Consider the following 26402-nt stretch of genomic DNA (forward strand, 5'->3'; position numbering starts at 1 on the left):
GGCCGCGCCCGTACCCGGCCGCGCCCGTACCCGGCCGCACCCGTCACCCCCAAGCCATCACAGCGCCCGCAGTTGCGCCAGGAACCACGCCTGTGGCGGTAGTGCGGTCGCCGCGGCGGCGAGCCGCTTGGTGCGGTCCGCGCGCTCGCCGTCGCTCATGCGCAGCGCCTCGTGGAGCGCCCGGGCCGTGCCCTCCACGTCGTACGGGTTCACCACCAGCGCGTCCTCGCCCAGCTCGGCGTACGCGCCCGCCTCCCGCGAGAGCACCAGCGCGCATCCCCGCTCGGAGACCACCGGGACCTCCTTGGCCACCAGGTTCATCCCGTCCCGGATGGGGTTGACCAGGGCCACGTCCGCCAGCCGGTAGGCCGCGAGGGACCGGGCGAAGTCGTCCTTCACATGCAGGGCGACCGGAGTCCAGCCCTCCGTGCCGTACTCGTCGTTGATCTCGTCCGCGATCCGCCGCACCCGCTCGGTGTAGTCGCGGTAGACCGCGAGGTCCTGGCGCGAGGGGTAGGCGAAGGCCACGTGCACCACGCGCTCGCGCCACTCGGGACGGGTCTCCAGCAGCCGCCGGTAGGCCAGCAGCCCGCGCACGATGTTCTTGGACAGCTCGGTGCGGTCCACCCGGACGATCGACTTCCGGCCCGGTCCGATCTGGGCCCGCAGAGTGCTCAGCCGTTCGTCCACATCGCCCTGGCGCGACCGCTCCCGCAGGAAGTCCGCGTCGGCGCCCAGGCCGTGGACGCCCAGCCGGGTCTCCCGGCCCTGGAAGCGCACGGCCGTCGCCATGCCGTTACCGTCGCCGTCACCGTCCCGGACGATCTCCGCGCCCAGCACCGCCGCGCAGCAGTCGGCGAAGGCGGTGGCCCAGCGCTCGGTGAGGAACGCGGCGCGGTCGCCGCCGAGGATGCCGCGCAGCACATCCGCCGCGACGTCGTCCGGCAGCAGCCGGTAGTAGTCCGGCGGGGCCCAGGGAGTGTGGGAGAAGTGACCGATCCGCAGATCGGGGCGGCGCTCGCGGAGCATCGCGGGCACCAGCGCAAGGTGGTAGTCCTGCACCAGGACGACGGCGTCGTCCACCGCCTCCTGGGCGAGCGCGTCCGCGAACGCCGCGTTATAGCTCTCGTAGGCCGCCCACTGCTCGGCGAACTCCGCGTCGAAGACCGGCTCGACCGGGGTCTGGTAGAGCAGGTGGTGGACGAACCACAGCACCGAATTGGCGATGCCGTTGTACGCGGCGGCGAAGACGTCCGGCGCGATGTCGAGCATCCGCACCTGCTGGCCGCCGGTGTCACCGGGGTTCAGATGGCCGGCCCCGGCGCGCCGGGCCGCCTCGCGGTCACCCTCGCCGAGCGCCGCGCACACCCACACCGCGCCCGCGTCCGGGCCGATCGCGCTGAGCCCGGAGACCAGCCCGCCACCGCCGCGCCGGGCGGTGAGCGAGCCGTCCTCGCCCAGGGTGTACGAGACCGGGCCGCGGTTGGACGCGACCAGGATCGGGGCGGTGCGCGGAACTGCCATGTCGCGAGCCTAGCCAGGCGCGGCCCCGCGCAAACGTACGTACGGTTTCTTGCCCCGTAGGTGCTATTCCGGTTCCGGCCACATCAGCGCCAGGAGGCTGTTCCTCGGCGGGCGCCAGGACGCCATCCCTCCGTGAGCGCCGAGCCGCTATCCCGGCGTCACGCCGCGCGCCGCGCCGTGTACTCCGGTATCTCGATCATCGGCGGCCGCTCCTCGGTGTCCACCTCCGTGGTGCGCGGCTCGAAGCCGTTCTCGCCCCGGTCGAACTGGGTCAGCCGCGGCCGCACCAAATGGCCCCGGGCCAGCCGTAGCTGCGCGGTGCGGTAGATCGCGGCCGCCATCCGGCCGAGCGCCTGCCCGTCCTGGTGGCGGTGTTTGCGCACCCCGATGTCGACCTGGCCGAGCGCGTCGAGCCCCACCGTGTGCAGCGCGTCCACCAGCAGCCCCAGCTCGACGCCGTAGCCGACCGGGAAGGGCAGCCGCTCCAGCAGCGAACGGCGCGCCGCGTACTCCCCGCTCAACGGCTGGACGAATCCGGCCAGCTGGGGCCAGTGCAGATTCAGCAGCGGGCGGGCGACCAGCTCGGTGACCCGGCCGCCCTGCCCCGCCACCTCGCCGAGCGGGCGGTCGTACATGCCCTTCACCAGCTCAAGCGTGGGGTCGGTCAGCAGCGGACCGACGATTCCCGAGACAAAGCGCGGTTCGAATTCCCGCAGGTCGGCGTCGATGAAGCAGACGATGTCACCGCTCGTGGCGAGCAGGGACCGCCACAGCACCTCGCCCTTGCCGGGGAGCGCGGGCAGCCGGGGCAGCAGCGAGTCGCGGGGGACGACGGTGGCGCCCGCCGCCGCGGCGACCTCGGCGGTGTGGTCCGTGGAACCGGAGTCCAGCACCACCAGCTCGTCCACCAGCGGCATCGCCTCGCCCATCAGCTCACGCCGGATCGTGTCGGCGATATCGCCGACCGTGGCCTCCTCGTTCAGGGCGGGCAGGACCACGCTCACCGTCGTCGCCGTGGCCCGCTTCGCGGCCAGCAGGCGATCCAGCGGACGGTCGTCGGCAGACCAGGAGCGACGCTTCAGCCAGCGCTCCACCTCATCCAGCACCTGTGTGTCTCCCCTGCTGTGATCGCTGTGATCCATCTCGCGCATCGGACGGCTACCTCAACCATCCGGGCCTTCGGTTACAGTCTTGAACAACGCACATGGCCGTCGTATGTCGGGGTCGACCTCGGTGTTTACCGACGTACCGATGACGCTCGTGCCGACAAACGCCCCGGGTCCGCCCGGTGCCATACCGCTCATCCAGAGGGGCAGAGGGAACGGCCCGTTGAAGCCCCGGCAACCCTCCAGCTGATCTCGCATTCCGCAGCGAGGCTCCCAGCTCGGGAAGGTGCCAATTCCGTCTCGTGGCGAAATGCGTCGCGAGGAAGATGAGGAGAAAGGGCCTCGCCATCCATGGCTGTGCAGTCAGTAGAAAGCTCAACCACTTCCTCCGCCTCCGTCGCCTCCGGTGCCTTCGGCCCCGCCGTCGCATTGTCCTGCCGGGAGTGCGGTGAGCGGTTCGAGCTGGGTCCGATCTTCGCGTGCGAGATCTGTTTCGGGCCGCTCGAGGTCGCGTACGAGCTGCCGGCCGGCGACCCGGAGGGGCTGCGCCGGCGTATCGAGGCCGGTCCGAACAGCATCTGGCGCTACGCCCCGCTGCTGCCCGTCCCGGCGGACGTGGCGGACCTGCCGAGCCTGAACCCCGGCTTCACCAAGCTGGTCAAGGCCGACAACCTCGCCCGTGAGCTCGGCGTCACCGGTGAGCTGCACATCAAGGACGACTCCGGGAACCCGACCCACTCCTTCAAGGACCGGGTCGTCGCCATCGCCGTCCAGGCCGCCCGCACCTTCGGCTTCACCACCCTCTCCTGCTCCTCCACCGGCAACCTCGCCGGCGCGGTGGGCGCCGCGGCCGCCCGCGCGGGCTTCCGCTCCTGCGTCTTCATCCCGCACGACCTGGAGGCGGGCAAGGTCGTCATGGCGGCGGTCTACGGCGGTGAGCTGGTCGGCATCGAGGGCACCTACGACGACGTCAACCGCTTCTGCAGCGAGCTGATCGGCGACCCGGCGGGCGAGGGCTGGGGCTTCGTCAACGTCAACCTGCGGCCGTACTACGGCGAGGGCTCCAAGACCCTGGCGTACGAGATCTGTGAGCAGCTCGGCTGGCGGCTGCCGGACCAGATCGTCATCCCGATCGCCTCCGGCTCCCAGCTCACCAAGATCGACAAGGGGCTGAAGGAGCTGATCGCGATCGGTCTGGTCGAGGACAAGCCCTACAAGATCTTCGGCGCCCAGGCCGAGGGCTGCTCCCCGGTCTCCGCCGCCTACAAGGCCGGCCATGACGTCGTCCGGCCGCAGAAGCCGCGGACCATCGCCAAGTCGCTGGCCATCGGCAACCCCGCGGACGGCCCGTACGTCCTGGACATCGCCCGCCGTACGGGCGGCGCGGTGGAGGACGTGAACGACGAGCAGATCGTCGACGCCATCAAGCTGCTGGCCCGCACCGAGGGGATCTTCGCGGAGACCGCGGGCGGCGTGACCGTCGGCGTGACCAAGAAGCTGATCGAGGACGGTCTGCTCGACCCGTCCCTGACGACCGTCGTGCTCAACACCGGCGACGGCCTCAAGACCCTCGACGCGGTGGCCCCCACCACGGGCCCCTCCGCCATCATCCGCCCCACCCTTGACTCGTTCCGAGAGGCTGGACTCGCATGAGCGTCAACGTCCGAATCCCGACCATCCTGCGCACCTACACCGGCGGTCAGGCGGAGGTCTCCGCCGAGGGCGCGACCCTCGCCGAGGTCCTGACGGACCTGGAGAAGAACCACGCGGGCATCTCGGCCCGCGTCCTGGACGACACCGGCAAGCTCCGCCGCTTCGTCAACGTCTACGTCAACGACGACGACGTCCGCTTCGCCGACGGCCTGGCCACGGCGACCCCGGACGGCGCCGGGATCTCGATCATCCCGGCGGTCGCGGGCGGCTGCTGACCCCGCGTCCCCCTCCTCACCTTTGGCATCGCCCCGTCCGGGGACAACCGGACGGGGCGATTCCGTGTGTGGAATCGCGATACAGTTGCCCGGATTCCCCGCCGGCTCCGGGGTCGGAGCCACATATGAGAACTCGTCAAGTTGTGCGTAAAGTGTGCGCGCGAATTGTCGGGTTAGTTGCTTATGTCCGGCCCGGCTTGCCCGAACTTCACATAATTTCTCACTTTTAACCGTTCGGCCGTGCCCAGAATTCTCGTCCGATTGACCTGTTGCAGAGGGCGTTGGGACGGATACATTCAGCGGCGGTCGACGCGTTCCGGCGCACACCCCCCACATCCGGGGGGTGAGGTCTGACCCGGGTCCGCGGAGTGCGGTCCTGCGCAAGGGCCAGCAATAGGGGAGTTAGGAATGGCTCAGGGCACCGTCAAGTGGTTCAACGCGGAGAAGGGGTACGGCTTCATCGCGGTCGACGGTGGTGCGGACGTGTTCGTCCACTACAGCGCGATCCAGATGGACGGGTACCGCACCCTCGAGGAAGGCCAGCGGGTCGAGTTCGAGATCTCGCAGGGCCAGAAGGGCCCGCAGGCCGACATGGTCCGCGTGGCCGTAGGCTGACGCGCCGACGCGACGCAGCTGAAACGAACAAATCCGAAGGGTCCGTGTCCCGAACAGGGTACGGACCCTTCGGCATGCCCGGCGCCATGGCTCCCCGTGCCCTACCGCCCCCTTCGGGCCCTGGACGCCCTACGGGCGCTTGCGCCCACCCGTCACGGGCGCTTGCGCCCACCCGTCGCCCGACCGCCACCCCTCAAGGACGCCCTTCGGGCGCTTGCACTCTATAGGCCCGAGTGCTAATCATTGGCGTTAGCACTCTGACGTTGAGAGTGACAGAAGGACCGGGTCGGTGAGGCCCGCCAGGCCATGCGGGGCAAGGAACCGCGCGGCAGGCAGGCCGTCCGTCGCGGGCGCCAGCGCGGTCCGGAGCAATCCACCCCGTCTCTGGGAGGACCACTTCACATGGCCAAGATCATCGCGTTCGACGAGGAGGCGCGGCGCGGCCTCGAGCGCGGGATGAACCAGCTCGCCGACGCCGTCAAGGTCACCCTCGGCCCCAAGGGCCGCAACGTCGTCCTCGAGAAGAAGTGGGGCGCCCCCACGATCACCAACGATGGTGTGTCCATCGCCAAGGAGATCGAGCTCGAGGACGCGTACGAGAAGATCGGCGCCGAGCTGGTCAAGGAGGTCGCGAAGAAGACGGACGACGTCGCCGGTGACGGCACGACGACCGCGACCGTCCTCGCCCAGGCGCTGGTCAAGGAGGGCCTCCGCAACGTCGCCGCGGGCGCCAACCCGATGGCGCTCAAGCGCGGTATCGAGAAGGCCGTCGAGGCCGTCTCCGCCCAGCTCCTCGAGCAGGCCAAGGACGTGGAGACCAAGGAGCAGATCGCCTCCACCGCCTCCATCTCCGCCGCCGACACCCAGATCGGTGAGCTCATCGCCGAGGCGATGGACAAGGTCGGCAAGGAAGGTGTCATCACCGTCGAGGAGTCGCAGACCTTCGGGCTCGAGCTCGAGCTCACCGAGGGCATGCGCTTCGACAAGGGCTACATCTCCCCGTACTTCGCGACGGACATGGAGCGTATGGAGGCGTCGCTCGACGACCCGTACATCCTGATCGTCAACTCCAAGATCAGCAGCGTGAAGGACCTCCTCCCGCTGCTCGAGAAGGTCATGCAGTCGGGCAAGCCGCTGCTGATCATCGCCGAGGACGTCGAGGGCGAGGCCCTGGCGACCCTGGTCGTCAACAAGATCCGTGGCACCTTCAAGTCCGTCGCCGTCAAGGCCCCGGGCTTCGGTGACCGCCGTAAGGCCATGCTCGGCGACATCGCCATCCTCACCGGTGGCACCGTCATCTCCGAGGAGGTCGGCCTCAAGCTGGAGAACGCCGGTCTCGACCTGCTCGGCCGTGCTCGCAAGATCACGGTCACCAAGGACGAGACCACCATCGTGGACGGCGCCGGCGACACCGACCAGGTGCAGGGCCGCGTCAACCAGATCCGCGCCGAGATCGAGTCCTCGGACTCGGACTACGACCGCGAGAAGCTCCAGGAGCGCCTGGCGAAGCTGGCCGGCGGCGTGGCCGTCATCAAGGCCGGTGCCGCCACCGAGGTGGAGCTCAAGGAGCGCAAGCACCGCATCGAGGACGCGGTGCGCAACGCCAAGGCCGCCGTCGAGGAGGGCATCGTCGCCGGTGGTGGCGTGGCCCTGCTCCAGACCGTCTCGGTCTTCGAGAAGCTGGAGCTCGAGGGCGACGAGGCCACCGGTGCCCAGGCCGTGCGCCTGGCCCTGGAGGCCCCGCTGAAGCAGATCGCGGTCAACGCCGGTCTCGAGGGCGGCGTCGTGGTCGAGAAGGTGCGCAACCTGACCCCGGGTCACGGCCTCAACGCCGCGACCGGTGAGTACGTGGACCTGATCGCCGAGGGCATCATCGACCCGGCCAAGGTCACGCGCTCCGCGCTGCAGAACGCCGCGTCGATCGCCGCGCTGTTCCTCACCACCGAGGCCGTCATCGCCGACAAGCCGGAGAAGGCCGCCCCGGCGGGCGCTCCGGGCGGCATGCCGGGCGGTGACATGGACTTCTGATCGACTCGGCGCGTTCGTCCGCCGGTCGGTCATACCGTCCGAAACGTCGGGGCGGCACCCTCTCCCAGGGGTGCCGCCCCGACGGCTTATCCGGCCCCGCGCGGATGCGGGGCCCGGCCCCGGGCTCAGCCCGTGGCGGCCTCCAGGGCGGCGCGCAGATGGCCGTGCGCCTCGGCCAGGAGCTTCTCGGCGGTCGGGGCGTCCACCCCGCCCAGGATGGTGAGGATCGCGTTCTTCACCTCGCCGTCCGTGGCCGCCAGCGCGCTCTCGATCCGCTCGTCGGAGGCCCCGGTCGCCAGGAAGACGATCCTCCGCGAACGGGCCCGCAGCTTGTCGTTGGAGGCGCGCACGTCGACCATCAGATTCCCGAAGGTCTTGCCCAGCCGGATCATGGTGATGGTCGAGATCATGTTGAGCACCAGCTTCTGGGCCGTGCCCGCCTTCAGCCGGGTCGAGCCGGTGAGCAGCTCCGGCCCCACGACGATCTCGATGCCGTGGTCGGCCGCGGCGGCGAGCGCCGACCCGGCGTTGCAGGACAGCCCGACGGTGAGCGCGCCGCGCCGCCGGGCGTGCTCGACCGCGCCCACGGCGTACGGGGTGCGGCCGGAGGCCGAGACGCCGACCACGGTGTCGTCGGGGCCGATCCCGAGCCGGTCGAGGTCCCGGGCGGCCAGCTCCGCGCTGTCCTCCGCGCCCTCGACCGAGGTCACCACGGCGTCCGGGCCGCCCGCGATCACCCCGACGACCTGCTCGGGCCGGGTGTTGAAGGTGGGCGGGCACTCGCTCGCGTCGAGTACCCCGAGCCGTCCGGCGGTGCCCGCGCCCGCATAGAGGAGGCGGCCGCCACGGGACATCCGCGCGGCGATGGCCTCGATGGCGGCGGCGATGCGGGGGAGCTGACCGGCGACGGCGGTGGGGACGGCGGCGTCCTCCGCGTTCATGATCCGGGCGATCTCGAGGGTTTCGAGCCGGTCGATCTCGGCGAGTTCGGGGCGGAACGCCTCGGTGGTCAGGGTGTCGAGCTGGGCGCGGAGCCGTGCGGAGCCCGTGGAGTCGGCTGCGGAATCGGCTGCGGAGTCGGCGGAAGTCATGGTGAAGCGGCTCTTTCCGGTACGTCAGCGTAAGGGTGGGGGTGACGGTGACCGCGAGGGCGATCACCGGCGAAACGGTGACCGAAACAGTGACCGGGGGTGGGACCGAAGGCGGAACCGAAGGCGGACCGGCCGGGCTCAGCGGTGCCCGGGACGCGGATCGTGGCGGTGCGCGAGCGCCTCGTACGACGCGGAGAGCGCGGGCGCCGCCGTTTCGTACGTCCGCTGGGCGACCCCTATGAACAGGCAGTCCACCACCAGCAGCTGGCTGGTCCGGCTGGACATGGCCGCCGGGCGCAGCTCGCTCTCGCGGGCGGTGGAGGTGGTGAGCACCAGGTCCGCGTACTGCGCGACCTCGCCGTTCGGCCGTCCGGTGATCGCGACGGTGGTCGCCCCGCGCTCGAAGGCCACCCGCAGTGGCTCGATGACGTCCGTCGTGCGCCCGGAGTGGGTGATCGCGATGGCGACGTCGCCGGACCGCAACTGGACCGCGTTGGTGACCGCGAGGTGCGGATCGGCGTGGGCGTGGGCTATCAGCCCGATGCGCAGCAGCTTCTGGACCAGGTCCTGGCCGACGAGGCTGGACGCCCCGACCCCGTACACATCGATCCGGCGGGCGGCGGCCAGCGCCGAGACGGCCGCCTCGACCTGGCTGGTGTCCAGCCCCGCGGCGGTGTCGGCCAGACACTGCTGCTCCTCCCGCGCCAGCTTGGTGACCACGTCGGCGATCGGATCGTCCACCGCGATGTCCGCGGTGACGGCCGGGGCCCGGCCGGCGGCCTGTTGGGCGGCGAGCGCGGCGAGCGCGAGGCGCAGATCCCGGTATCCGGGGTAGCCGAGCAGCCGGGAGGTGCGGACGACGGTGGCCTCACTGGTGCCGGTCCGCTCGGCGAGCCCGGTGACGGTGAGCGCCGCGCAACCGGCCGGATCGCCCGCCACGGCTTCGGCGACGCGCTGCATGGAGCGGGTCATGGAGGGGGCTAACGTGCGGACTTTGGCGGCGAGGGCGGCCGGGACGGGCGGTGGGGTGGCGTCGGGCTGCGGTGGAGGCATGAAAGTCTCCTTCAGATCGCTACTCAACAGCGAAAACTATTTCCGGCCACGGTGCCGGTCAACCCTCCGGACGACGACACGGCGGGCCGGTGAGCGGGCGCGGGGCATCCGGGGGGCCGGGGCCGCGGACGAAGCGAACAGGCGCCGGGAGGAAGCAAAGGTGACAATGGGACCCATGAAGCTCGAACAGGCACTGCACGCGGCCCGCGCCCTCGTCCTGGCCGACCTCGCGGCGGGGGAGGTGGCCCGCGCCGACATCGTCTCGCTGGTCGAAGACGCGATCGCGCACCGGCGGTGGTGGGTCGAGCAGTGGCCGGAGGGCGCCGCGTACGTGGCCGGTCTGGTCGCCCAAGACGTCCAGGACGCCCTGCTGGAACGGTACGGCCGCTGGCCGCTGTGTCCCGTCTGCACCACGGGCGGCGACCTCCACGCCCTCGACGTGGAGCCCGAGTTGGGCCCCGACCCGCACTGGGTCTGCGGCAAGACGGCGGTCGCGGTGGCGCCCGTGGGCTCGCTGGGCACCACCCTCTGATGGCCGTCCTGATCGACCCGCCCTCGTGGCCGGGCCACGGCCGCCTGTGGTCCCATCTCGTCAGCGATGTCTCCTACGCCGAACTCCACGCCTTCGCCGCCCGCATCGGCGCCCCGCGCCGAGGCTTCGACCGGGACCACTACGACGTGCCGAGCGAGTTGTACGCGAAGGCGGTACGGGCGGGCGCGGAGGAGGTCGGCAGCAAGGAACTCCTCCGCCGCCTCAAGGCCGCGGGCCTCCGCCGCCCCAAACGAGCCGCGAACGTGGACTGACCGGGACGGGCGGGCCTGCGGCCCGCGCTGCCGCCCGGCCGCCTTGCCGCCCGGCCGTCCGTCGAGACCGCGCCCGGCCGCCCGGGGCGACCGCCGCCCCGGCGCCGTGCGCAGGTCCGCGCGCGGTGCCGTGCTGTCGCAGCTCATCGGGCGTGCTTCGCCGCGGGCCGGTGACCCCGCCCGGCGGGGCCGGGTCGGGGCGCGGCGCGGAGGCAACGGGTGTGGCCGCGCCCGCGCGGGGAGGTGGGGTCTCTCAGCGCGTGGTGCGCGACGGGTCAGCAGCCAGGTCGTGGGCCGCTTCCCTACCGGCCGAGGAGGCCGACGTGGCGATGACGCGGGAGGCGCCGGCCGCCCGGTGCAGCCGCATCGCGGCGACCGTCGTCACCGCGCCCGTACCGGCGAGGGCCGCGCCCGTCCAGGCCACGGCCGGGTAGCCCCAGCCCGCGTCGATGACGAGGCCGCCGAGCCATGGGCCCACCGTGTTGCCGATGTTGAAGGCCGAGGTGTTCGTCGCGCCCGCGAGCGTGGGCGCGGCGTTGGCGAGGTTGAACATCCGGGCGTTGAGCGCGGGCGCGGTGAAGAAGGCGGTGAAGCCGAGCATCAGCGCCAGGCTCACCGCCGCGACCGCGCTGTGCGCGGTCAGCGCCAGCGCGCTCAGCACGACCGTCGAGGCGACGATGCCGCCGAACATCGTGCCGAACAGATGCGCGTCCGCGATCCGCCCGCCGATGACCGTACCCAGCAGCGCGCCGACGCCGAACAGCGCGAGCACGGTCGGCACCCAGCCCTCGTCCAGCCCCGCCACATCCGTCAGCAGCGGCCCGAGGTAGGAGAACAGGCAGAAGACCGCGCCACCGCTCAGCGCGGTGGCGGCCAGCGCCAGCCACACCTGCCGGTCGCGGTAGATGCGCAACTCGGCCCGCAGCCGCGGCTGGTCGTCCCCGGTCGGCACCTCCGTACGCGGTACGAGCGCGACGACCCCGAGCAGCCCGAGCACCGAAAGACCGGCCACCGCCCAGAAGGCGGCCCGCCACCCGGCGTGCTGACCGAGGAACGCCCCGGCCGGGACCCCGGCGATGTTCGCGATGCTCAGCCCGCCGACCATCACCGCCATCGCCTTCGCCCGCGCGTTCACCGGCACCAGCGACACCGCCACTGCGGCGCCCACGGCCCAGAACCCGGCGCACGCGAGCGCGCTCACCACCCGGGACGCGAACAGCACCCCGTACGACGGCGCCACCGCCCCCGCGATCTGCCCGAGCCCGAACACCGCCAGCAGCGCCAGCAGCGTCGTCCGCCGCGGCAGCCGCAACGTGGCCGCCGCCAGCACCGGCGCCCCGACCACCATCCCGATCGCGAACGCCGATATCAGCAGCCCGGCCGTGGGGATCGACACCCCCATGTCCCGTGCGACGGGTTGCAGCAGCCCGGAGAGCATGAACTCGGAGGTACCGAGCGCGAACACGGACAGTCCGAGGACGTAGACGGCCAGGGGCATGCGGGAGCGAGCGGACTCCGCTGGGGAGGAGGAGGGCATGCCAGGCTCAACGCCATGCGGCAACCCCCGCATTCCTGACGTCACCCGTTACGCACCGAGCAGTTCCAGCTCAGTGGCCATGTTGTGGCGGGCGGCGGCCTCCCAGCGGTCGTGGGCGACGGGCGTACGGAACAGACGGGACAGCCCCAGCAGATGGCGGAGGACGTTCGCGCGGCCCTCGCGGAAGTCGTCGTCGGGGACGAATCCGTACTCCTCGCGGACCGCCGCCGCGTAGGCGCCGTAGTCCTCGGGGGAGCCCGCCAGGACGGCGAGGTCGGCGTCGCAGAGGACCTCGCCGTTGGTGTCGCCGTCGGCGGGGTCGTGGTCGGTGGTGAGGCGGACGAGGCGGGCGGTTTCGGCTACGCGGGGCTCCGGGACGCCGGCTTCCGGGAGGGCGCGTTCGGCGAGGCGGGCGCTGCGTTCTTCGTTGGTGGAGCGGTCGGGGAGGTAGACGGCGTCGTGGAACCAGGCGGCGAGGCGGATCGCGGCGGTGTCGGGGGCCTGGACGTGGGGGAGCAGCTCGTCCACCCGGTCCAGGACCGCGAGCAGGTGATCGGTGGTGTGGTAGCGGCGCTGGGGCTCGGCCCAGCGGGTCAGGAGGTCTTCGCCGTAGGGAACGGGAGACGGGGTCGTGGCGTCGCGGGCGCTGGTGAGGAGGTCCGTCCAGCGGGTGAGCAGCGCGTCATGGGCCGGATGGCGGGTGGGTGCGGGCATGGGCCAATTGTGGGGCAGCGGTTTGCGCCCTTGTGCGGTGTGGCAAGCTGTCCTGCATGTCTAGACCATTTCTCGAGGTGATCGCCCTGACCCCCGCGGACGCGATCGCCGCACAGGCCGGAGGGGCGGACCGCCTCGAACTGGTCACCGACATGGCCGCCGACGGGCTCACCCCATCCCGTGAGACCTTCGCCGCCGTTCGTTCGGCCGTCGATCTGCCGGTGCGGGTGATGCTCCGCGCGTCGGACGGTTTCGCGGCCGGAAACGCGTTCGACGCGCTGTGCGAGGCCGCCGCCGCGCTGCACTCGGAGGGGGCGGACGAGTTCGTCCTGGGCTTCCTGACCGACGACGGCGGGGTCGACCTCGCCGCCGTGACCGCGCTGACCGAGGTCGTGGGCGCGGGCGGCGGCGTGGACGAGAGCCGCTGGACCTTCCACCGGGCCATCGACCGCGCCGCCGATCGCGACGGCCTGCGCAAGCGGCTCGCGGACGTCCCCGGCCTCGACACATATCTCACCGCCGGGTCCGCGCGCGGCGTGGACGACGGTCTGCCCACTCTGCTCGCCGAGGCGGAGCGGGCCGGTACCCCGGGCTACGAAGCGCGCATCATGGCGGGCGGCGGCCTGCGCCTCGACCACCTGCCCACCCTGCGCGCCGCCGGGATCAACGCCTTCCACATCGGCGGCGCGGCCCGCCCGGACGGCTGGTCGGGCCCGGTGGACGCGGCCGCGGTAGGCCAGTGGCGCATGGCCATGGACGCGCCGGTTCCGGTGGCCTGAGCGGAGGTGGCCTGAGCAGAGGCGGCTTGAGCCGAGTGGCTTGAGCCGAGTGGCCTGAGCGGAGGCCAACCGCCGAACCGCGCCCCGGCCCCGTCAGGCCGCCAGCAGCTCCGGCAGGGGTGCGCCGTGGACCACCGTCAGCCCTGAGACCGCACGGGTCAGGGCGACGTACAGGCGGCGCAGGCCCGTGCGTTCGTCGGGTTCGCCGTCGACCACGGCGGCCGGCTCGTCGAGCACCACGTAGTCGTACTCCAGACCCTTGGCCAGCGTCGCCGGGACGAGGGTGAGGCGGGACTCGGCGCTGGTCTCCTCGCCGGGGGTGAGGTGGGTCAGGCCCGCCGCGTCGAGGGCCTGGGCCAGGGCCGGGACGCGGGCGTCGGCCGCGATCAGCCCGATCGAGCCCTCATGCCCCAGGGCCTCGTGGCAGGCGGCGATCACGGCCGCGTCCAGCTCCGCCGGGTCCACGGCCCGTACGGAGAAGTCGCCCGCCGCCTCGCGGATCGAGGTGGCCTCCGACAGGCCGGGGGCGATCGCGGGCAGCAGCCGGGAGGCGTACGCGATCACCTCGCGCGGCACGCGGAAGCCCTGGGTCAGCTCCTCGATCCCGGCCCCCTCCTTGCCGAGGTGGATCAGGGCCTCCTCCCAACTGGCCGTCGCCCACGGGGTGGTGCCCTGGGCGATGTCGCCGAGCACGGTCGCCGAGCCGGTGCTGCAGCGGCGGCCGACCGCGCGGTACTGCATGGGGGACAGGTCCTGTGCCTCGTCCAGGACCACATGGCCGAGGGACGGGGTGCGCTCGATGAGATCGGCGGCCTCGTCGATCAGCACCAGGTCCGCCGGGGACCACTTCGCGGACTTCACGCCGCGCGCCGGCTTCGCCCACAGGACGGTCTTCTGCTCGTCGGCGTCGAGGACGCCGTCCGCGTGCTCGGCCAGGAAGTCGGCGTCGGAGAGCAGTCGCAGCACCAGCTTGGCCGGGTCGACCGGCGGCCAGACCGCCTTGACCACCGCCTTGACGGCCGCGTTGCGCGCGACCGAGTCCTGGACCCGGTCGTCGGGGGCCTCGCCCGCCTGCTCCATCCGGACGAGCACGGCGTGCGCGATGCGCTGCGGAAGCGCCCCGCGGGCCGCGCCGTAGCGGATGTCGCGGGTGAGCAACTCCTCGACGATCTCCTCCAGTTCATACGCGGGCACCCGCCAGCGGCGTGAGCCGCGCACCACGACGCACGGCTCGGTGGGCCGGGTGACGTACGAGCGCAGGGCGCGGCGCAGCACCTCGGCCAGCCGTGCGTCGCCCTTGATACGGGCCGCGTCGGCGGAGTCGGCGCCCCGCGCCACCGCGCCCAGGGACGGCCGGGTCACCAGGTCCTCGACGGTCGCCTGGGCCACCTGCAGCTCGCCGAGGGCGGGCAGGACCTGCTCGATGTAGTGGAGGAAGGAGCGGTTCGGGCCGATGACCAGGGTGCCGGAGCGGGCCAGCCGCTCGCGGTGCGCGTAGAGCAGATACGCCACCCGGTGCAGCCCCACGGCCGTCTTACCGGTGCCCGGCGCCCCCTGGACGCAGATGGTGCCGCCGATCCCCTGGCGGACGATCTCGTCCTGCTCCGGCTGGATCGTCGCGACAATGTCCCGCATGGGGCCTACGCGCGGGCGCTCGATCTCGGACTGGAGCAGTTTGCTGGTCTGCTCCGCCTCGCCCGGGTCGGAGAGCCGTTCGTCCTCGTACGCCGTCAGCTCGCCGCCCGTATAGCCGAAGCGGCGGCGCAGCCCGATGTCCATCGGCGCCTTCTTGGACGCCTGGTAGAAGGGCTGGGAGACGGGGGCACGCCAGTCGATGACCATGGGGTCGCCGTCCGCGTCGTGCACATGGCGGCGGCCGATGTAGAACCGCTCCCCCTCCGCACCCTCCGCCGTCTCCGCGCCCGGCGCGTGCAGATAGTCGAGACGGCCGAAGAAGAGCGGGGTGTCGGCGAGGTCGGCGAGGGCCTTGACGCGCTCGCTGACCTGGTGGTGCAGCGCTTCGGCGTTGACCCAGTTCGCGGCGACGTCCCGGAGGTCGAGGGCCTCGACGTCGGCGCGCATGGCGCGCAGCGCGGCGCGGGACGCGGTCAGATGGGCGCGCTCCCGCGCGAGGGGGTCCGAGACGGGCGCCGAGAGCGGCTCCGAGAGCGGATCTGGGTGGTCAGGGGCGTGCGAGGGCACGGCGTAGCCTCCGGCGAGCGAGTACACACAAGTGAGTGCACAAAGCGGATGCGCGGTACGTAGATGACGCGCGGTACGAGATGCCGACCGGTTTCCGTCCGGGCGGCGGCTCTCCCCGTTCGGGACGCGGGAGGCGGCAAGACCGGCGATTGTAGCCAGGGCATGTCGGGGAGGCGAATGAATTATGACGGGGCCGGGCAGAGCTGCCCATCACCGGTCCCCATGACAGACGTCATGGGGACCGGTGACGGCCCGGACGTCAGACGTCAGACGTCCTCGTCCGCGAGCAGCTCGCTCGCGTCCACGATCCGGTACGCGTACCCCTGCTCGGCCAGGAACCGCTGGCGGTGCGCCGCGAAGTCCTGGTCGATCGTGTCGCGCGCGACCACCGAGTAGAAGACCGCCGGGTGGCCGTCGGCCTTCGGGCGCAGCACCCGGCCGAGCCGCTGGGCCTCCTCCTGGCGCGATCCGAACGTGCCGGAGACCTGGATGGCGACCGTGGCCTCGGGGAGGTCGATGGAGAAGTTGGCGACCTTCGAGACGACGAGCACCGACAGCTCGCCCTGCCGGAAGGCGTCGAAGAGCCTCTCCCGCTGGGCGTTGGTGGTCTCGCCCTTGATGACGGGCGCGTCCAGGTGCTCGCCCAACTCGTCGAGCTGGTCGATGTACTGCCCGATGACCAGCGTCTGCTGCCCCTTGTGCCGGGCGACCAGCGCCTCGGTGATCCGCCGCTTGGAGTCGGTCGTGGCGCAGTAGCGGTACTTCTCGTCGGTCTCGGCGGTCGCGTACGCCAGCCGCTCGGTCTCGGTCAGATTGACCCGGACCTCGACACAGTCGGCGGGCGCGATGTAGCCCTGCGCCTCGATCTCCTTCCAGGGGGCGTCGAAGCGCTTGGGCCCGATGAGCGAGAACACGTCGGACTCCCGGCCGTCCTCCCGGACGAGCGTCGCCGTGAGTCCGAGCCGCCGCCGCGCCTGGAGATCGGCGGTGAACTTGAAGACGGGCGCCGGCAGCAGATGCACCTCGTCGTAGACGATCAGGCCCCAGTCGCGGGAGTCGAACAGCTCGAGGTGCGGGTAGATGCCCTTCCGCTTGGTGGTGAGTACCTGGTACGTGGCGATGGTGACCGGGCGGATCTCCTTCCGCGTACCGCTGTACTCACCGATCTCCTCCTCGGTGAGCGAGGTGCGGCGCACCAGCTCGTGCTTCCACTGGCGGGCGGAGACGGTGTTGGTGACCAGGATCAGCGTGGTCGACTTGGCGGTGGCCATCGCACCCGCCCCGACCAGCGTCTTTCCGGCGCCGCAGGGCAGCACGACGACGCCCGAGCCGCCGTGCCAGAAGCCCTCCACGGCCTGCTTCTGATACGGCCGCAAGCCCCAGCCGTCCTCGCGCAGCTCGATGGGGTGCGCCTCGCCGTCCACATAGCCGGCCAGGTCCTCGGCGGGCCAGCCCAGCTTCAGCAGCGTCTGCTTGATCTGGCCGCGCTCGGAGGGGTGGACGACGACCGTCTCCGGGTCGATCCGGGCGCCGACCAGCGGCTGGATCTTCTTCGACCGCAGGATCTCCTCGAGGATCGGGCGGTCGCTGGTCTCCAGGACCAGACCGTGGGTGGGGTGCTTGAGCAGCCGCAGCCGCCCGTAGCGGGCCATGGTCTCCGCGACGTCCACGAGGAGGGCGTGCGGGACGGGGTAGCGGGAGTACGCCACGAGGGCGTCCACGACCTGCTCGGCGTCGTGCCCGGCGGCGCGGGCGTTCCACAGCCCGAGCGGGGTCACCCGGTAGGTGTGGATGTGCTCGGGCGCCCGTTCCAGCTCGGCGAAGGGCGCGATGGCGCGGCGGCAGGCGTCCGCCTGCTCGTGGTCCACCTCGAGCAGGAGCGTCTTGTCGCTTTGGACGATGAGGGGTCCATTCACGCGCCTGGGTCCTTTCGTGCTGACCGGCCAAAGAACCAGTGTCCCCCATCGAGAAGGCGTGGCGGAGAGGGAGCGGGATACGTGGCGCGGCGCCACGGGGACACGTGGCGGAGAGCCACAGGGATACTCCGGGCGGCTACGGGCAAGCGGCGAAGACGGACACGGACCGACGGAGCGAGGACAACGGAGCCATGGGCGGGAGGTGAGTCCCTGTGATCAGCATCGCTGGATGGGAGATCCGGCGGACGGCGGAGAAGAGGACGAGGGTAGAGCGGACGGCGGAGAAGAAGCCGCGGGTGGGCTCCCGGACGGTGGGTGGCCGGAAGAAGACGAGCGGGCAGGACCAGAAGAAGGCCGGCGGTCAGAAGAAGGGGCCGCGGACGGGCGGGGGCCTGGCGAAGGGGCCCGTGACCGCGAAGACGCAGAGCGCGAAGAAGAAGACGCAGAGCGCGAAGAAGCAGAGTGCGAAGCCGCCGACCGCGAAGGCCCGGACCGAGAAGGCCCAGTCCACGAAGGCCCAGCCCGCCAAGGGCCAGCCCACGAAGGGCCGGACCGCCGAACCCTCCGAGCCCCAGGGCGCCCCGGAGAAGGCGCTGCTGCAGCGCTCCTCGTTCGGCGCGCGCGTCGCGCGGGCGGTGGTGCTGCTCGTGGCGTTCGTCTGCATGGTCGGCTTCGCGGCGGCGCTCGCCAAGGCCACGCTCGTGCCCTCACCCGGCTCCGTCGACCTCGTCCACACCAATCTGCGTCCGGGACGGTCGCTGCGTACCTACGTCGACCAGCCCGCCTTCCGGGACACGGTGAAGCAGATCGGCGGCAATGTGCTGCTCGGCGCGCCCTTCGGGGTGCTGCTGCCGATGCTGGTGCCCAAGGCGCGGGGCGCGGTGCGGGTGGTCGTGGTGACGGCCTTGGTGATGGTGGCCGTCGAAACCGTTCAGGGGCTCATCGTCGAGGGCCGGGCCTTCGACATCGACGACGTCATCCTCAACACCTCGGGTGCGCTGATCGGCTATGTCGTGGTCGGACGTCGGCTCGGCCGCGCCCTGCACCCGCGCCGCCGCCACTGGTGGCACCGGTGGACCCGGCGGGGGACCGAGGCGCCGCCCGCCGCGTGAGCTTTCCCCGCGTGCCGTAGCCCCCACCTCGCCCCCCGGACGTCCGCCGGGCGTGTCCTCAAGCGCCGGACGGGCTGATTTCGGCTATGGCCTATGTGGCGTCCTCGGCCAGTTCGGCGGCGCCCGTGATGCGGTGCAGGGGGTACGTACGGACCTCGTCGGCCGTGTGGTCGTACGCCGTGACGAAGCCGCCCTCGACCCGGACCGGGGCGATCACGCGCTGGGTGGCCGCGCCGTTCGCGTTGACGTAGCCGATCCAGACGTTGGAGCCGGTCAGGGCCGCGGCCTGCATGGTGGCGAGGGTGTCGGCGGAGGTGGTGCGGGGCAGCCGGTCGCCGCTGGCGGCGGCCCCGGAACCGGCCCCGGACCCGGGCCGTGAGCCGGACCCGGCCTCCGGGCCCGCCCCCGCTCCGGCCGCGGCCGCCGGTTTGTGGGGCGCGGTCGCGGCGAGGTCCCCGGCGCGGATGGCGCGCACCGCCGCGCCCAGCAGGGTGGCGTCGGGCACCGGCGGGCCCTCCGGGACCGGGACGGGCGGTTTGCGGGGCGGGGTGCGTTGGGCTTCGGCGCGGCTGACCAGCACATCGCCCTCGGCGGACTCGGCCGCCGGGGCGTACCCCATCGCCCGCAGCCCCTCCAGCAGGGTGTCCGGCGGCGCCTGGGCGGCCAGCACGGTGGGGGCGAGGCGGCGCAGCCGCAGCCCTGCCGAACGGCGGTCGGCGAGGATCTCGGCGAGCAGCGCGTCGTCGTCGCAGCGCAGATACGCGGAGGCGGCGCCGATGCGCAGCCGGCCGTGCTTACGGGCCACGTCGTCCACGAGGTAGGTGAGCGGCTGGGGCACCGGGGTGCGGGAGTGCGCGGCGAGGAAGGTGTGCACATCGTCGGCGGTCCGCCCGGCGTCGAGTGCGCGGCGTACGGACTCGGGCGTGAAGCGGTAGACGGTCGCGCCGCCCTTGGACTCGACGTCGGCGAGGATGCCCAGGGTCTCGGCGAGCGGCCGCTCCAGCGGGCCGGGCGCGACGGCGGTCAGGTCGGCCTGGAGCAGGACGTGGTCGAGGGGCTCGGGGAGCAGCGGCGCGAGCAGCCGGGCGGCCCGCGCGGACGCGAGGTCGCTCTCGGTGGCCGTCGGCTCGTCCGGGTGGCGTTCCAGCAGGGCGCGGCCGTGGGAGGAGAGCGCGCCCCGGCCGGTGACCCCGAGCATTTCGGCCTCGGCGACGGCCCAGCGGGCCAGCCGCGAGCGCAGGTCCTCGCCGGTGGGCGAGGCGGCGGTGGAGGCGGCCCCGGGGGCGGCCGCGGAAGCGAACCCGTGGGCGGACCCGGAAGGTCCGGAAGGGAAGGCGACCCCGGGGGCGGCCCCGGAAGAGGCGGCCCCGGAAGGGGCGGCCGCACCGGGCGTGGTCGCGGTGGGGGCGGGGGTCCCGCGGTGGCCGGCCGGCCGTTCCCACCGCAGCCGGGCCAGCAGGACGTCGGGGGCGGCCGCGGCACCGTGCGGGAGGGTGGCCAGAAGTTCGAGGACCCGGCGGCGGACCTCGGGGGCCGGGGAGCGGTCCAGTTCCGGGCCGAGCGCGGCGAGGGTGCGGCCCCTGCTGTCCCGGCCACCGACCAGGCCCGACGTACGGGTCGCGGGCAGCCAGGCGGCGGCGAGCCGCGCCCAGCGCTCCTCGGCGGGCAGCCGCAGCCAGTCGTCGTAGGCGGGGGTGGGGGCGTAGCGCTCGTCGGTCTCGCCGTCGGAGGCCACCAGCCCGGCCGCGTACGCCAGCTCGATCCAGAAGGCGGCCACCGGTTCGGACACGTCGAGCGCCACGGCGGTCCGCTTGAGGTCGCGGACGCTCAGCCCGCCCGCGCGCAGGACGGGCGGCCCGGCGGTCTCCCACTGCCCCAGCAGCTCCTCGACGGTGGCCAGGGCGGTGAAGGTCTGGCCCGCGGCGGTGTTGTCCACAACCTGTGGATCGTGCTCGGTGGTGGGCGAGAGCGGCGGGGCGAAGGGCTCGGGGGCGCGGTGCGCCCGGCCGTGGCGCAGATGCAGGGCGACCTCGCGGGGCAGTACGACATTGCGCGGCCCGGACGGCAGCAGCAGCCCGCGGTCCAGCAGCCAGCCGACGGGCGGGGTGGGCGAGGCGACGGACGCCTCGCCGTACGGCGGCCCCCAGGTCAGCTTGGCCAGCACGGCCGCCGCGCCCGCCGGCGCCCCGTCGAGCAGCGCCGCCATCCGGGCGCGGTCCCGGAACAGCCCGGCCAGGGCCGCCACCGCCGTGACCGGGTCATGCGTGGGCGACAGCCCGGTCTTCGCCAGCAGCTCCTGAAGCCGCCCCGGCGACATCCCGGACGTGGCCTCCCGCACGCTCGGGCCGAGCCCGGTGGGGGAGGGCGAGGTGGGCGAGGGCGCGAGCAGCTCCCGAGCGGTCCGGACGAGCCGGAGCCGATCGTCCCCGCCCCAGATCAGGGCCTGCTCGCGAAGGGTGGCCACGGCCCGCGGCAACTCGGCGACGATCGCGGCGCGTTCCTCGGCGCGCAGGGGGGCGCCGATGCCCGAGGTGGTCCCGGCGGCCGAGGCGGGCCCGGTGCCCGAGGTGGTCTCCGCGGGCGAGACGGGGCCGGGACCCTGAGGGGTGCTGCTGCCCGATGCGGCGCCGACGCCCGATGCGGCTCCGGCGGCCGAGGCATCCCCCGGGGCCCTGGCGCTCCCGGCGCTACGGGCGGCCCCTGGGTCCCGGGCGGCCCCTGGGTCCCGGGCGGCCCCTGGGTCCTGGGCGTCTCCGGGGGCTCGGGCGTCTCCGTGATCCCCGAGTTCCGCCACGCCCCGGGCGTGCCCATTACCCCCGGCATCCTCCGGGCCCTCGTCGCCCGTCATCAGGTCCCGCAGGGTCTCGTACGGGCAGGGGTCGGGCGCGACGGCGAGGGCCTCGGCGGTCTGTTGGGCGAATCGGTCGAGACGCTCCACCGCCCGTACCACCGAGGCGCGGGTGCCGGCCCGGGTGGCGAGCTGGGTGAGGTCGTTCGGGACCGGGGAGAGCAGATCGGGGCGGGCGCGCAGCAGGGCGGCGAGGGCGTCGTCGGGCCGGGTGCGCAGCTCCTCGGCGAGGGTGCGCGGCACCCCGCGGCCGCGGTCGCCGTGGCCGCCGTCTCCTGGGCCGCCGCCCCGGGCGACGCGATCCTGCGGACCGCTGTCGCCGTGGCCGGTGTCTGCGGGCAACTCATGCCTCCCGGTTGCGCGAGCTGGTCTCTTCGGGCATGTCAGCCCTCTCGATTCCATGAAGTGCTCATTCGATCCACAGTACCCGCGGGGTGCGGGACGCAGGGGGTGCGGCGGGATTCCGGTTCCGCGCGGTACCGTCGGAGCCGACTGATACGCCGACGGTGCGCATTCTCAGGGGTCTTGGTGGGGATCGAGAGCGAGAAGCTCGTCTACGACTATCTGAGCCGTGTCGGTGACCTGGCTCAGCAACAAGGTCTGTCGTCCGGTGAACGCATGCGGCTGGTCTCCGGGCTCCGCGCCGACATCGACCATCGCCGGGCCACTTCAGGGGCGGACAGCCCGGCCGGGGTGAAGCGGATCCTGTCCAAGCTGGGCTCACCGGCCGATGTGGTGGCCGCCGCGGGCGGCCGAGGCCCCGATCCGGGATCGGGGGGAGCGGGTGGTGAGCCCAGTACGGAGGGCGGCGGTGCGGGCGGCGGCGCGTCGCCGCGAGGAGCCGCCGGGGCGGCGCGGGCTGCCCGCGACAAGCTGGCCGGGCTCGCCAAGAGCAGCGGTCTCACCGGTAAGGTGCCCGCCCCGCGCGAGGAGGACGCCCCGGGGGTGCCCGGCACCGGCCGGAACGGGGACGGCTACGCCAACCACACCCCGGGCGACGGCGCCCCCTCCCTGATCAAGCCGAGGCCCGCCACCCCCGCCACGCCCCCGTCCAACGCCGCCTCGCCGCCGCACCTCGCGGGTGAGGACGAACTGGGCCCGCGCGAGTCCAACATGGACTGGTGGCACGTCGAGCCGGGCCCGTTCGCCCAGCCCGAGCAGCGCGACGCGCAGTACGGCGCGGTCGAGGGGTTCACCGGCGGGATCGAGATCCCGGAACTGCTCGGTAAGGGCAAGTCGGCCGAGCAGGAGCGCCAGGAGCGGCGCGAGGCCGAGGAGAAGGCGGCGGCGGAGGCGGCCACCGCCGAGGCCGAGGCCGCCGCGGAGGCGAAGGCGAAGGCCGAGGCCAAGAAGGCGGGGGCCGGAGCCAAGCCGCGTGGCAGGCTGCGCCGCGTACTGCTCGGGCCCGGTAAGGCGGCTGCTCAGCCCGCGGGCGGGGGCGGCGTCCCCAAGTGGCTCTCCGGGCTCGGCCCGGTGCTGCTGGTGACGGTCGGACTCCTCGTGGCGGGCGCCGCCCTGGGCAACATCATCATGATCGCCTTCGGCTGGGTGATCGCGTACTACAGCACCTACCGCCGCTCCCCGGCCGAGGCGAAGTGGGCGGCGCTGGGCATGCCCGGCCTGGTCGCGGCCGGGGCCGCGGTCTGGCTGTGGGGCCGGGCCGACGACAAGTGGGGCGAGCCGATCCCCGAGCACGGCTGGAAGGACGCCCTGACCGAGACCTGGCCCTACGTCGTCAGGGGCGCGGCCATCGCCTCGGTGCTGTTCCTCCTCTGGCGCGCGAGGCGCAGGGGCTGACACAGGGCCACCCGTGGGGCGGCTCGAGCCCGGAAGAAGGCGCGGGCGCCCGCCTCAGCCGCACGCCGGGCGCCCGTACCCGGGCCCACAGGGCACCGACGCCCGAGGCCCGACGCCCGAGGCCCGACGCGCCCGTACCCCCGCCCGCAGAGCGCCTGCGCCCTGCGCGGCTCAGCCGTGCTCGGTGGCCTGCCAGGGCGTGCCCGGGACGACCAAGGGGCTGCCGGTCACCGGGTCCGGGACGACCACCGAGTCGAGGCCGAAGACCTCGTGCACCAGGTCCGCCGTGACGATGTCCCCCGGGCGGCCGCGTGCCACGATGCGGCCGTCCTTCATCGCGATCAGATGGTCGGCGTAGCGGGCGGCCTGGTTGAGGTCATGGAGGACGGCGACGACCGTACGGCCGCGTTCGTGGTTGAGCTGGCGCACCAGGTCCAGCACCTCCACCTGGTGGGAGATGTCCAGGTACGTCGTCGGCTCGTCCAGCAGCAACAGGTCGGTCTCCTGCGCGAGCGCCATCGCGATCCATACGCGCTGCCGCTGCCCGCCCGACAGCTCGTCCACCGGGCGGTCGGCGAGCGCCGTCACATCCGTACGCTCCATGGCGTCCGTGACGGCCCGTTCGTCCTCCTCCGACCACTGCTGCCACCAGCGCTGATGCGGTTGGCGGCCCCGGGAGACGAGATCGGCGACGGTGATCGCCTCGGGCGCGACCGGGGTCTGCGGGAGCAGCCCCACGGACTGGGCGATCTTCTTCGTCGGGATGCGCGAGAGGTCCGTACCGTCGAGGAGCACGGCGCCGCCGCGCGGCCGCAGCAGCCGCCCGAGGGCGCGCAGCAGGGTGGACTTGCCGCAGGCGTTGGGTCCGACGATGACCGTGACCTCGCCGTCGGGTATCTCCAGGTCCAGCCCGTCCACGACGGTGCGGTCCTCGTAGGCGAGGGTCAGCTCGCGCGCGGTGAGCCGGTTCGGCCGGTTCGCGGAAGCGGCTTCCGCCGGTCCGGCGGAGGCCGGACCGGCCTCCGGGCTCGTACCCCTCGTGGACGCCGAAGCGGTCATGCGGCGGTGCCTCCCTTACGGCCGCGTCCCCCGGAAGACAGCAGCAGGTGGATCAGATACGGGGCGCCGACCGCCGCCGTCAGCACACCCACCGGCAGTTCGGTCGGCGCGAACAGCTTGCGGGCCAGCAGGTCGGCGGTGACGACGATGAACGCCCCGGTCAGGGCCGAGCACAGCAGCGGGATCTGGGCGGTCCTGGTCATCCGGCGGGCGATCTGCGGGGCGAGCAGCGCCACGAAGTCCACCGGTCCTGCCGCGCCCGTCGCCATCGACGCGAGCACGACGCCGAGGGCCACCAGGCCCAGCCGCACCCGCCCGAGCCGTACGCCCAGCGCGGTCGCCGTGTCGTCGTCCATGGACACCGTGCGCTGCGCCCGCGCCGCCCACAGCACGCCGGGCAGCAGCACCAGCAGCGCCCAGCCGAGCGGAGCGGCCTCGCCCCAGCCGCGTCCGTTGAGCGAACCGGTCATCCACACCTTCGCCTGCTGGGCCACGAGATAGTCGCCCTTGGTCAGGAAGAGATGGGTGATCGAGCGCAGCGCGACGGCGAATCCGATGCCGATGAGCACGAAGCGGGCCGCCTGGAGCCCGCCGCGCCAGGCGAAGACGTACACCAGCGCGGCGGCGGCGAGGCCGCCCAGGACGGAGAGGTACGGCAGGACGGCGAACGAGGTGACCCCGTAGGTCATCGCGCCCACGGTCACCGCGCTCGCGCCCTGGCTGACGCCGATGATGTCGGGGCTCGCGAGGGGGTTGCGGGCCACCGTCTGGATCAGCGCGCCCGCGATGCCGAAGGCGGCGCCGACCATCAGGCCGAGCGTCATCCGGGGGAGCCGCAGCGTGCCGACGACGAGGTCGTTCGGGGTGGCCTGTCCGAGGCCCCACTGGGTGTGCAGGACGGCCTTCACGGCGTCGGCGGGGTCGACGAAGCTCTCGCCGACGCACAGGTACGTCACACAGACGGCGGCGGTGGCCAGGGTCAGCCCGAGCGCGACGAGGGCCGAGCGGCGGTGCAGCAGGAACGATCCGCCACGGCCGGTACGTCCCCCTCGCGTGATGCGGATCAGCCCGTACCCGGCCGGGCCGACCCCCGGACGGACCGTACGGACATCGGTACGGCTTTCCGTCGCGCTCACGCGGCCACCGCCTTCCGGCGCACCAGCGTGACCAGGAAGGGCACCCCGATCAGCGCGGTCATCACGCCCGCCGGGACCTCGCTCGGCGGGAAGACGACCCGGCCCACCACATCCGAGACCAGCAGCATCACCGGGCCGATCAGGGCGGCCATCGGCAGCACCCAGCGGTGGTCGGTGCCGACGATCGCGCGGGCGATATGGGGGACCGCGAGGCCGATGAACGCGAGCGGACCGGCGGCGGCGACCCCGACGCCGGTGAGGATCGTGGCGCCGAGGGCCGCGACGATCCTTACGGCCGCCACGTTCTGGCCGAGCCCCTTCGCGACGTCCTCGCCGAGCGCCAGCGCGTCGAGACCGCGTGCCACCGCGATCACCAGCACCGTGCCGACCAGCAGGAACGGCCAGACCTGACCGACGATCCCGGTGTCCCGCCCGGCGAGCGAGCCGATCTGCCAGAAGCGGAACTCATCCAGGGCCGCCGCCTTCGTCGTCAGCACGCCCGTCGTCACGGACACCAGCAGGGCGTTGATCGCGGCGCCGGAGAGCGCGAGCTTGACCGGGGTCGCGCCGCCCCGCCCGCTGGTGGCGATGGCGTAGACGGCGACCGACGCCAGCCCCGCGCCCGCGAAGGCGAACCAGACATAGCCGCTGAGCGTGTGCACCCCGGCGAAGGCGATCGCGAGCACCACGCCCACCGAGGCCCCCTGGCTGATGCCGAGGATGCCGGGGTCGGCGATCGGGTTGCGGGTGACGCCCTGCATCACCGTGCCCGCCATGGCGAGCGCCGCGCCGACCATCAGCCCGACGAGGGTGCGCGGTAGCCGCAGGGACCGCACGATGTCGGCGGCGTCGCTGGAACCGCCGTGCAGCAGCGCGTCCAGGACCGCGCTCGGCGCGATCTGGCGGCTGCCCACGGCGAGGCTCAGCAGGACGGCGAGCAGCAGGGCGACGACGGCCGCGGCGGTCCAGCCGAGGCGGCGGCGGACCAGGGAGGCGTGGGCTGAGGAGGCGCTGACCGGGGAGGCGCTGGCTGGGGAGTCGCGGACCAGGGGGGCTCTGGGAGGGTGGTTGCTGGTCCGGTCGGCGGTCATCGCGTCCGTTCGCTCGTCGGCTACGAAGTTAGGCGAGGCTAAGTGTATGGGGTGGGCCAAGG

General features: G+C 73.0%; 21 protein-coding genes and 1 riboswitch. Of the genes, 9 read left to right on the forward strand and 12 right to left on the reverse strand.

The annotated features are described in order from the left end of the window. Positions 1-57: 57 nt before the first annotated feature. Together ACZ6TD_RS26720 and ACZ6TD_RS26725 are read right to left on the reverse strand one after the other, a co-directional pair. Positions 58-1524 (reverse strand): alpha,alpha-trehalose-phosphate synthase (UDP-forming), encoded by a 1467-nt coding sequence (locus ACZ6TD_RS26720; protein ID WP_471342203.1) that lies wholly within the window; start codon positions 1522-1524, stop codon positions 58-60. A 158-nt stretch (positions 1525-1682) separates the two neighbouring features. Then, positions 1683-2630 (reverse strand): glucosyl-3-phosphoglycerate synthase, encoded by a 948-nt coding sequence (locus tag ACZ6TD_RS26725; protein ID WP_471358049.1) that lies wholly within the window; start codon positions 2628-2630, stop codon positions 1683-1685. A 191-nt stretch (positions 2631-2821) separates the two neighbouring features. After that, positions 2822-2963: riboswitch (SAM riboswitch) on the forward strand. Positions 2964-2981: 18 nt separating this feature from the next. Between ACZ6TD_RS26725 and thrC the strand changes: the two genes are divergently transcribed. From thrC to groL, 4 genes are all read left to right on the forward strand, one after another. Next, positions 2982-4283 carry a threonine synthase gene (thrC, locus tag ACZ6TD_RS26730; protein WP_471342205.1) on the forward strand — a complete coding sequence of 434 codons (1302 nt, stop codon included), beginning with the start codon at positions 2982-2984 and terminating at the stop codon, positions 4281-4283. Further along, positions 4280-4558: a MoaD/ThiS family protein gene (locus tag ACZ6TD_RS26735; RefSeq protein ID WP_471342206.1), complete on the forward strand. Its 279-nt coding sequence runs from the start codon at positions 4280-4282 to the stop codon at positions 4556-4558. The genes thrC and ACZ6TD_RS26735 overlap by 4 nt, the downstream gene beginning before the upstream one ends. A gap of 408 nt (positions 4559-4966) precedes the next feature. Further along, positions 4967-5173 carry a cold-shock protein gene (locus ACZ6TD_RS26740; protein ID WP_009716982.1) on the forward strand — a complete coding sequence of 69 codons (207 nt, stop codon included), beginning with the start codon at positions 4967-4969 and terminating at the stop codon, positions 5171-5173. A 402-nt stretch (positions 5174-5575) separates the two neighbouring features. Beyond that, the gene (groL, locus tag ACZ6TD_RS26745) at positions 5576-7201 is read left to right on the forward strand and encodes a chaperonin GroEL (RefSeq protein WP_256650254.1); all 1626 of its coding nucleotides are present in this window, start codon (positions 5576-5578) and stop codon (positions 7199-7201) included. 125 nt (positions 7202-7326) lie between these two features. On the opposite strand, the gene murQ is transcribed toward groL, so the two are convergent. Both murQ and ACZ6TD_RS26755 read right to left on the reverse strand, forming a co-directional pair. Beyond that, on the reverse strand, positions 7327-8292 hold the full coding sequence (gene murQ, locus ACZ6TD_RS26750) for an N-acetylmuramic acid 6-phosphate etherase (protein WP_471342208.1): 966 nt from the start codon (positions 8290-8292) through the stop codon (positions 7327-7329). 138 nt (positions 8293-8430) lie between these two features. Next, positions 8431-9372, reverse strand: a complete 942-nt coding sequence (locus tag ACZ6TD_RS26755) for a MurR/RpiR family transcriptional regulator (RefSeq protein ID WP_471342209.1) — start codon at positions 9370-9372, stop codon at positions 8431-8433. Between the two features lie 148 nt (positions 9373-9520). Here ACZ6TD_RS26755 and ACZ6TD_RS26760 point away from each other — a divergent pair, with 148 nt between their 5' ends. Together ACZ6TD_RS26760 and ACZ6TD_RS26765 are read left to right on the forward strand one after the other, a co-directional pair. Next, the gene (locus ACZ6TD_RS26760) at positions 9521-9877 is read left to right on the forward strand and encodes a hypothetical protein (protein WP_086883249.1); all 357 of its coding nucleotides are present in this window, start codon (positions 9521-9523) and stop codon (positions 9875-9877) included. After that, on the forward strand, positions 9877-10149 hold the full coding sequence (locus ACZ6TD_RS26765) for a DUF4031 domain-containing protein (RefSeq protein WP_471342211.1): 273 nt from the start codon (positions 9877-9879) through the stop codon (positions 10147-10149). The genes ACZ6TD_RS26760 and ACZ6TD_RS26765 overlap by 1 nt, the downstream gene beginning before the upstream one ends. 253 nt (positions 10150-10402) lie before the next feature. Here the strand turns inward: ACZ6TD_RS26765 and ACZ6TD_RS26770 are convergent, their stop codons facing one another. Together ACZ6TD_RS26770 and ACZ6TD_RS26775 are read right to left on the reverse strand one after the other, a co-directional pair. Next, positions 10403-11647, reverse strand: coding sequence for a Cmx/CmrA family chloramphenicol efflux MFS transporter (locus ACZ6TD_RS26770; RefSeq protein WP_471342212.1), 1245 nt, complete (start codon positions 11645-11647; stop codon positions 10403-10405). Positions 11648-11734: 87 nt separating this feature from the next. Then, positions 11735-12400 (reverse strand): HD domain-containing protein, encoded by a 666-nt coding sequence (locus ACZ6TD_RS26775; RefSeq protein ID WP_471342213.1) that lies wholly within the window; start codon positions 12398-12400, stop codon positions 11735-11737. A gap of 56 nt (positions 12401-12456) precedes the next feature. Here ACZ6TD_RS26775 and ACZ6TD_RS26780 point away from each other — a divergent pair, with 56 nt between their 5' ends. Next, complete coding sequence (locus tag ACZ6TD_RS26780) at positions 12457-13179, forward strand: copper homeostasis protein CutC (protein ID WP_471342215.1); 723 nt, start codon at positions 12457-12459, stop codon at positions 13177-13179. Positions 13180-13272: 93 nt separating this feature from the next. Here ACZ6TD_RS26780 and ACZ6TD_RS26785 read toward each other — a convergent pair whose 3' ends face one another. Both ACZ6TD_RS26785 and ACZ6TD_RS26790 read right to left on the reverse strand, forming a co-directional pair. Beyond that, entirely contained in the window at positions 13273-15381 is a 2109-nt protein-coding gene (locus ACZ6TD_RS26785) for a HelD family protein (RefSeq protein WP_471358052.1), read from the reverse strand. A gap of 266 nt (positions 15382-15647) precedes the next feature. Then, positions 15648-17297 carry a DNA repair helicase XPB gene (locus ACZ6TD_RS26790; RefSeq protein WP_471342217.1) on the reverse strand — a complete coding sequence of 550 codons (1650 nt, stop codon included), beginning with the start codon at positions 17295-17297 and terminating at the stop codon, positions 15648-15650. Positions 17298-17509: 212 nt separating this feature from the next. On the opposite strand from ACZ6TD_RS26790, the gene ACZ6TD_RS26795 reads away from it, so the two are divergent. Beyond that, positions 17510-18409 (forward strand): VanZ family protein, encoded by a 900-nt coding sequence (locus tag ACZ6TD_RS26795; RefSeq protein WP_471342220.1) that lies wholly within the window; start codon positions 17510-17512, stop codon positions 18407-18409. Between the two features lie 91 nt (positions 18410-18500). Here ACZ6TD_RS26795 and ACZ6TD_RS26800 read toward each other — a convergent pair whose 3' ends face one another. Continuing rightward, entirely contained in the window at positions 18501-21500 is a 3000-nt protein-coding gene (locus ACZ6TD_RS26800; protein ID WP_471358055.1) for a helicase C-terminal domain-containing protein, read from the reverse strand. Positions 21501-21785: 285 nt separating this feature from the next. Here ACZ6TD_RS26800 and ACZ6TD_RS26805 point away from each other — a divergent pair, with 285 nt between their 5' ends. Then, entirely contained in the window at positions 21786-23054 is a 1269-nt protein-coding gene (locus ACZ6TD_RS26805) for a hypothetical protein (protein ID WP_471342223.1), read from the forward strand. A gap of 171 nt (positions 23055-23225) precedes the next feature. Here the strand turns inward: ACZ6TD_RS26805 and ACZ6TD_RS26810 are convergent, their stop codons facing one another. The 3 genes from ACZ6TD_RS26810 to ACZ6TD_RS26820 are packed head-to-tail and all read right to left on the reverse strand — an operon-like array spanning position 23226 to position 26340. Then, entirely contained in the window at positions 23226-24113 is an 888-nt protein-coding gene (locus ACZ6TD_RS26810; protein ID WP_471342225.1) for an ABC transporter ATP-binding protein, read from the reverse strand. Next, positions 24110-25249 (reverse strand): FecCD family ABC transporter permease, encoded by a 1140-nt coding sequence (locus ACZ6TD_RS26815; protein ID WP_471342227.1) that lies wholly within the window; start codon positions 25247-25249, stop codon positions 24110-24112. Before ACZ6TD_RS26815 ends, ACZ6TD_RS26810 begins: the two co-directional genes overlap by 4 nt. After that, entirely contained in the window at positions 25246-26340 is a 1095-nt protein-coding gene (locus ACZ6TD_RS26820; protein ID WP_471342228.1) for a FecCD family ABC transporter permease, read from the reverse strand. The genes ACZ6TD_RS26815 and ACZ6TD_RS26820 overlap by 4 nt, the downstream gene beginning before the upstream one ends. Between the last annotated feature and the right edge of the window lie 62 nt (positions 26341-26402).

The organism is Streptomyces yongxingensis (assembly GCF_055597465.1).

Bases quoted from the DNA above. Each gene is read 5' to 3' on its own strand.
- ACZ6TD_RS26720 (WP_471342203.1), bottom strand. From the start codon at position 1,524: ATGGCAGTTCCGCGCACCGCCCCGATCCTGGTCGCGTCCAACCGCGGC.
- thrC (WP_471342205.1), top strand. From the start codon at position 2,982: ATGGCTGTGCAGTCAGTAGAAAGCTCAACCACTTCCTCCGCCTCCGTC.
- ACZ6TD_RS26735 (WP_471342206.1), top strand. From the start codon at position 4,280: ATGAGCGTCAACGTCCGAATCCCGACCATCCTGCGCACCTACACCGGC.
- ACZ6TD_RS26740 (WP_009716982.1), top strand. From the start codon at position 4,967: ATGGCTCAGGGCACCGTCAAGTGGTTCAACGCGGAGAAGGGGTACGGC.
- groL (WP_256650254.1), top strand. From the start codon at position 5,576: ATGGCCAAGATCATCGCGTTCGACGAGGAGGCGCGGCGCGGCCTCGAG.
- murQ (WP_471342208.1), bottom strand. From the start codon at position 8,292: ATGACTTCCGCCGACTCCGCAGCCGATTCCGCAGCCGACTCCACGGGC.
- ACZ6TD_RS26760 (WP_086883249.1), top strand. From the start codon at position 9,521: ATGAAGCTCGAACAGGCACTGCACGCGGCCCGCGCCCTCGTCCTGGCC.
- ACZ6TD_RS26765 (WP_471342211.1), top strand. From the start codon at position 9,877: ATGGCCGTCCTGATCGACCCGCCCTCGTGGCCGGGCCACGGCCGCCTG.
- ACZ6TD_RS26770 (WP_471342212.1), bottom strand. From the start codon at position 11,647: ATGCCCCTGGCCGTCTACGTCCTCGGACTGTCCGTGTTCGCGCTCGGT.
- ACZ6TD_RS26775 (WP_471342213.1), bottom strand. From the start codon at position 12,400: ATGCCCGCACCCACCCGCCATCCGGCCCATGACGCGCTGCTCACCCGC.
- ACZ6TD_RS26780 (WP_471342215.1), top strand. From the start codon at position 12,457: ATGTCTAGACCATTTCTCGAGGTGATCGCCCTGACCCCCGCGGACGCG.
- ACZ6TD_RS26810 (WP_471342225.1), bottom strand. From the start codon at position 24,113: ATGACCGCTTCGGCGTCCACGAGGGGTACGAGCCCGGAGGCCGGTCCG.
- ACZ6TD_RS26820 (WP_471342228.1), bottom strand. From the start codon at position 26,340: ATGACCGCCGACCGGACCAGCAACCACCCTCCCAGAGCCCCCCTGGTC.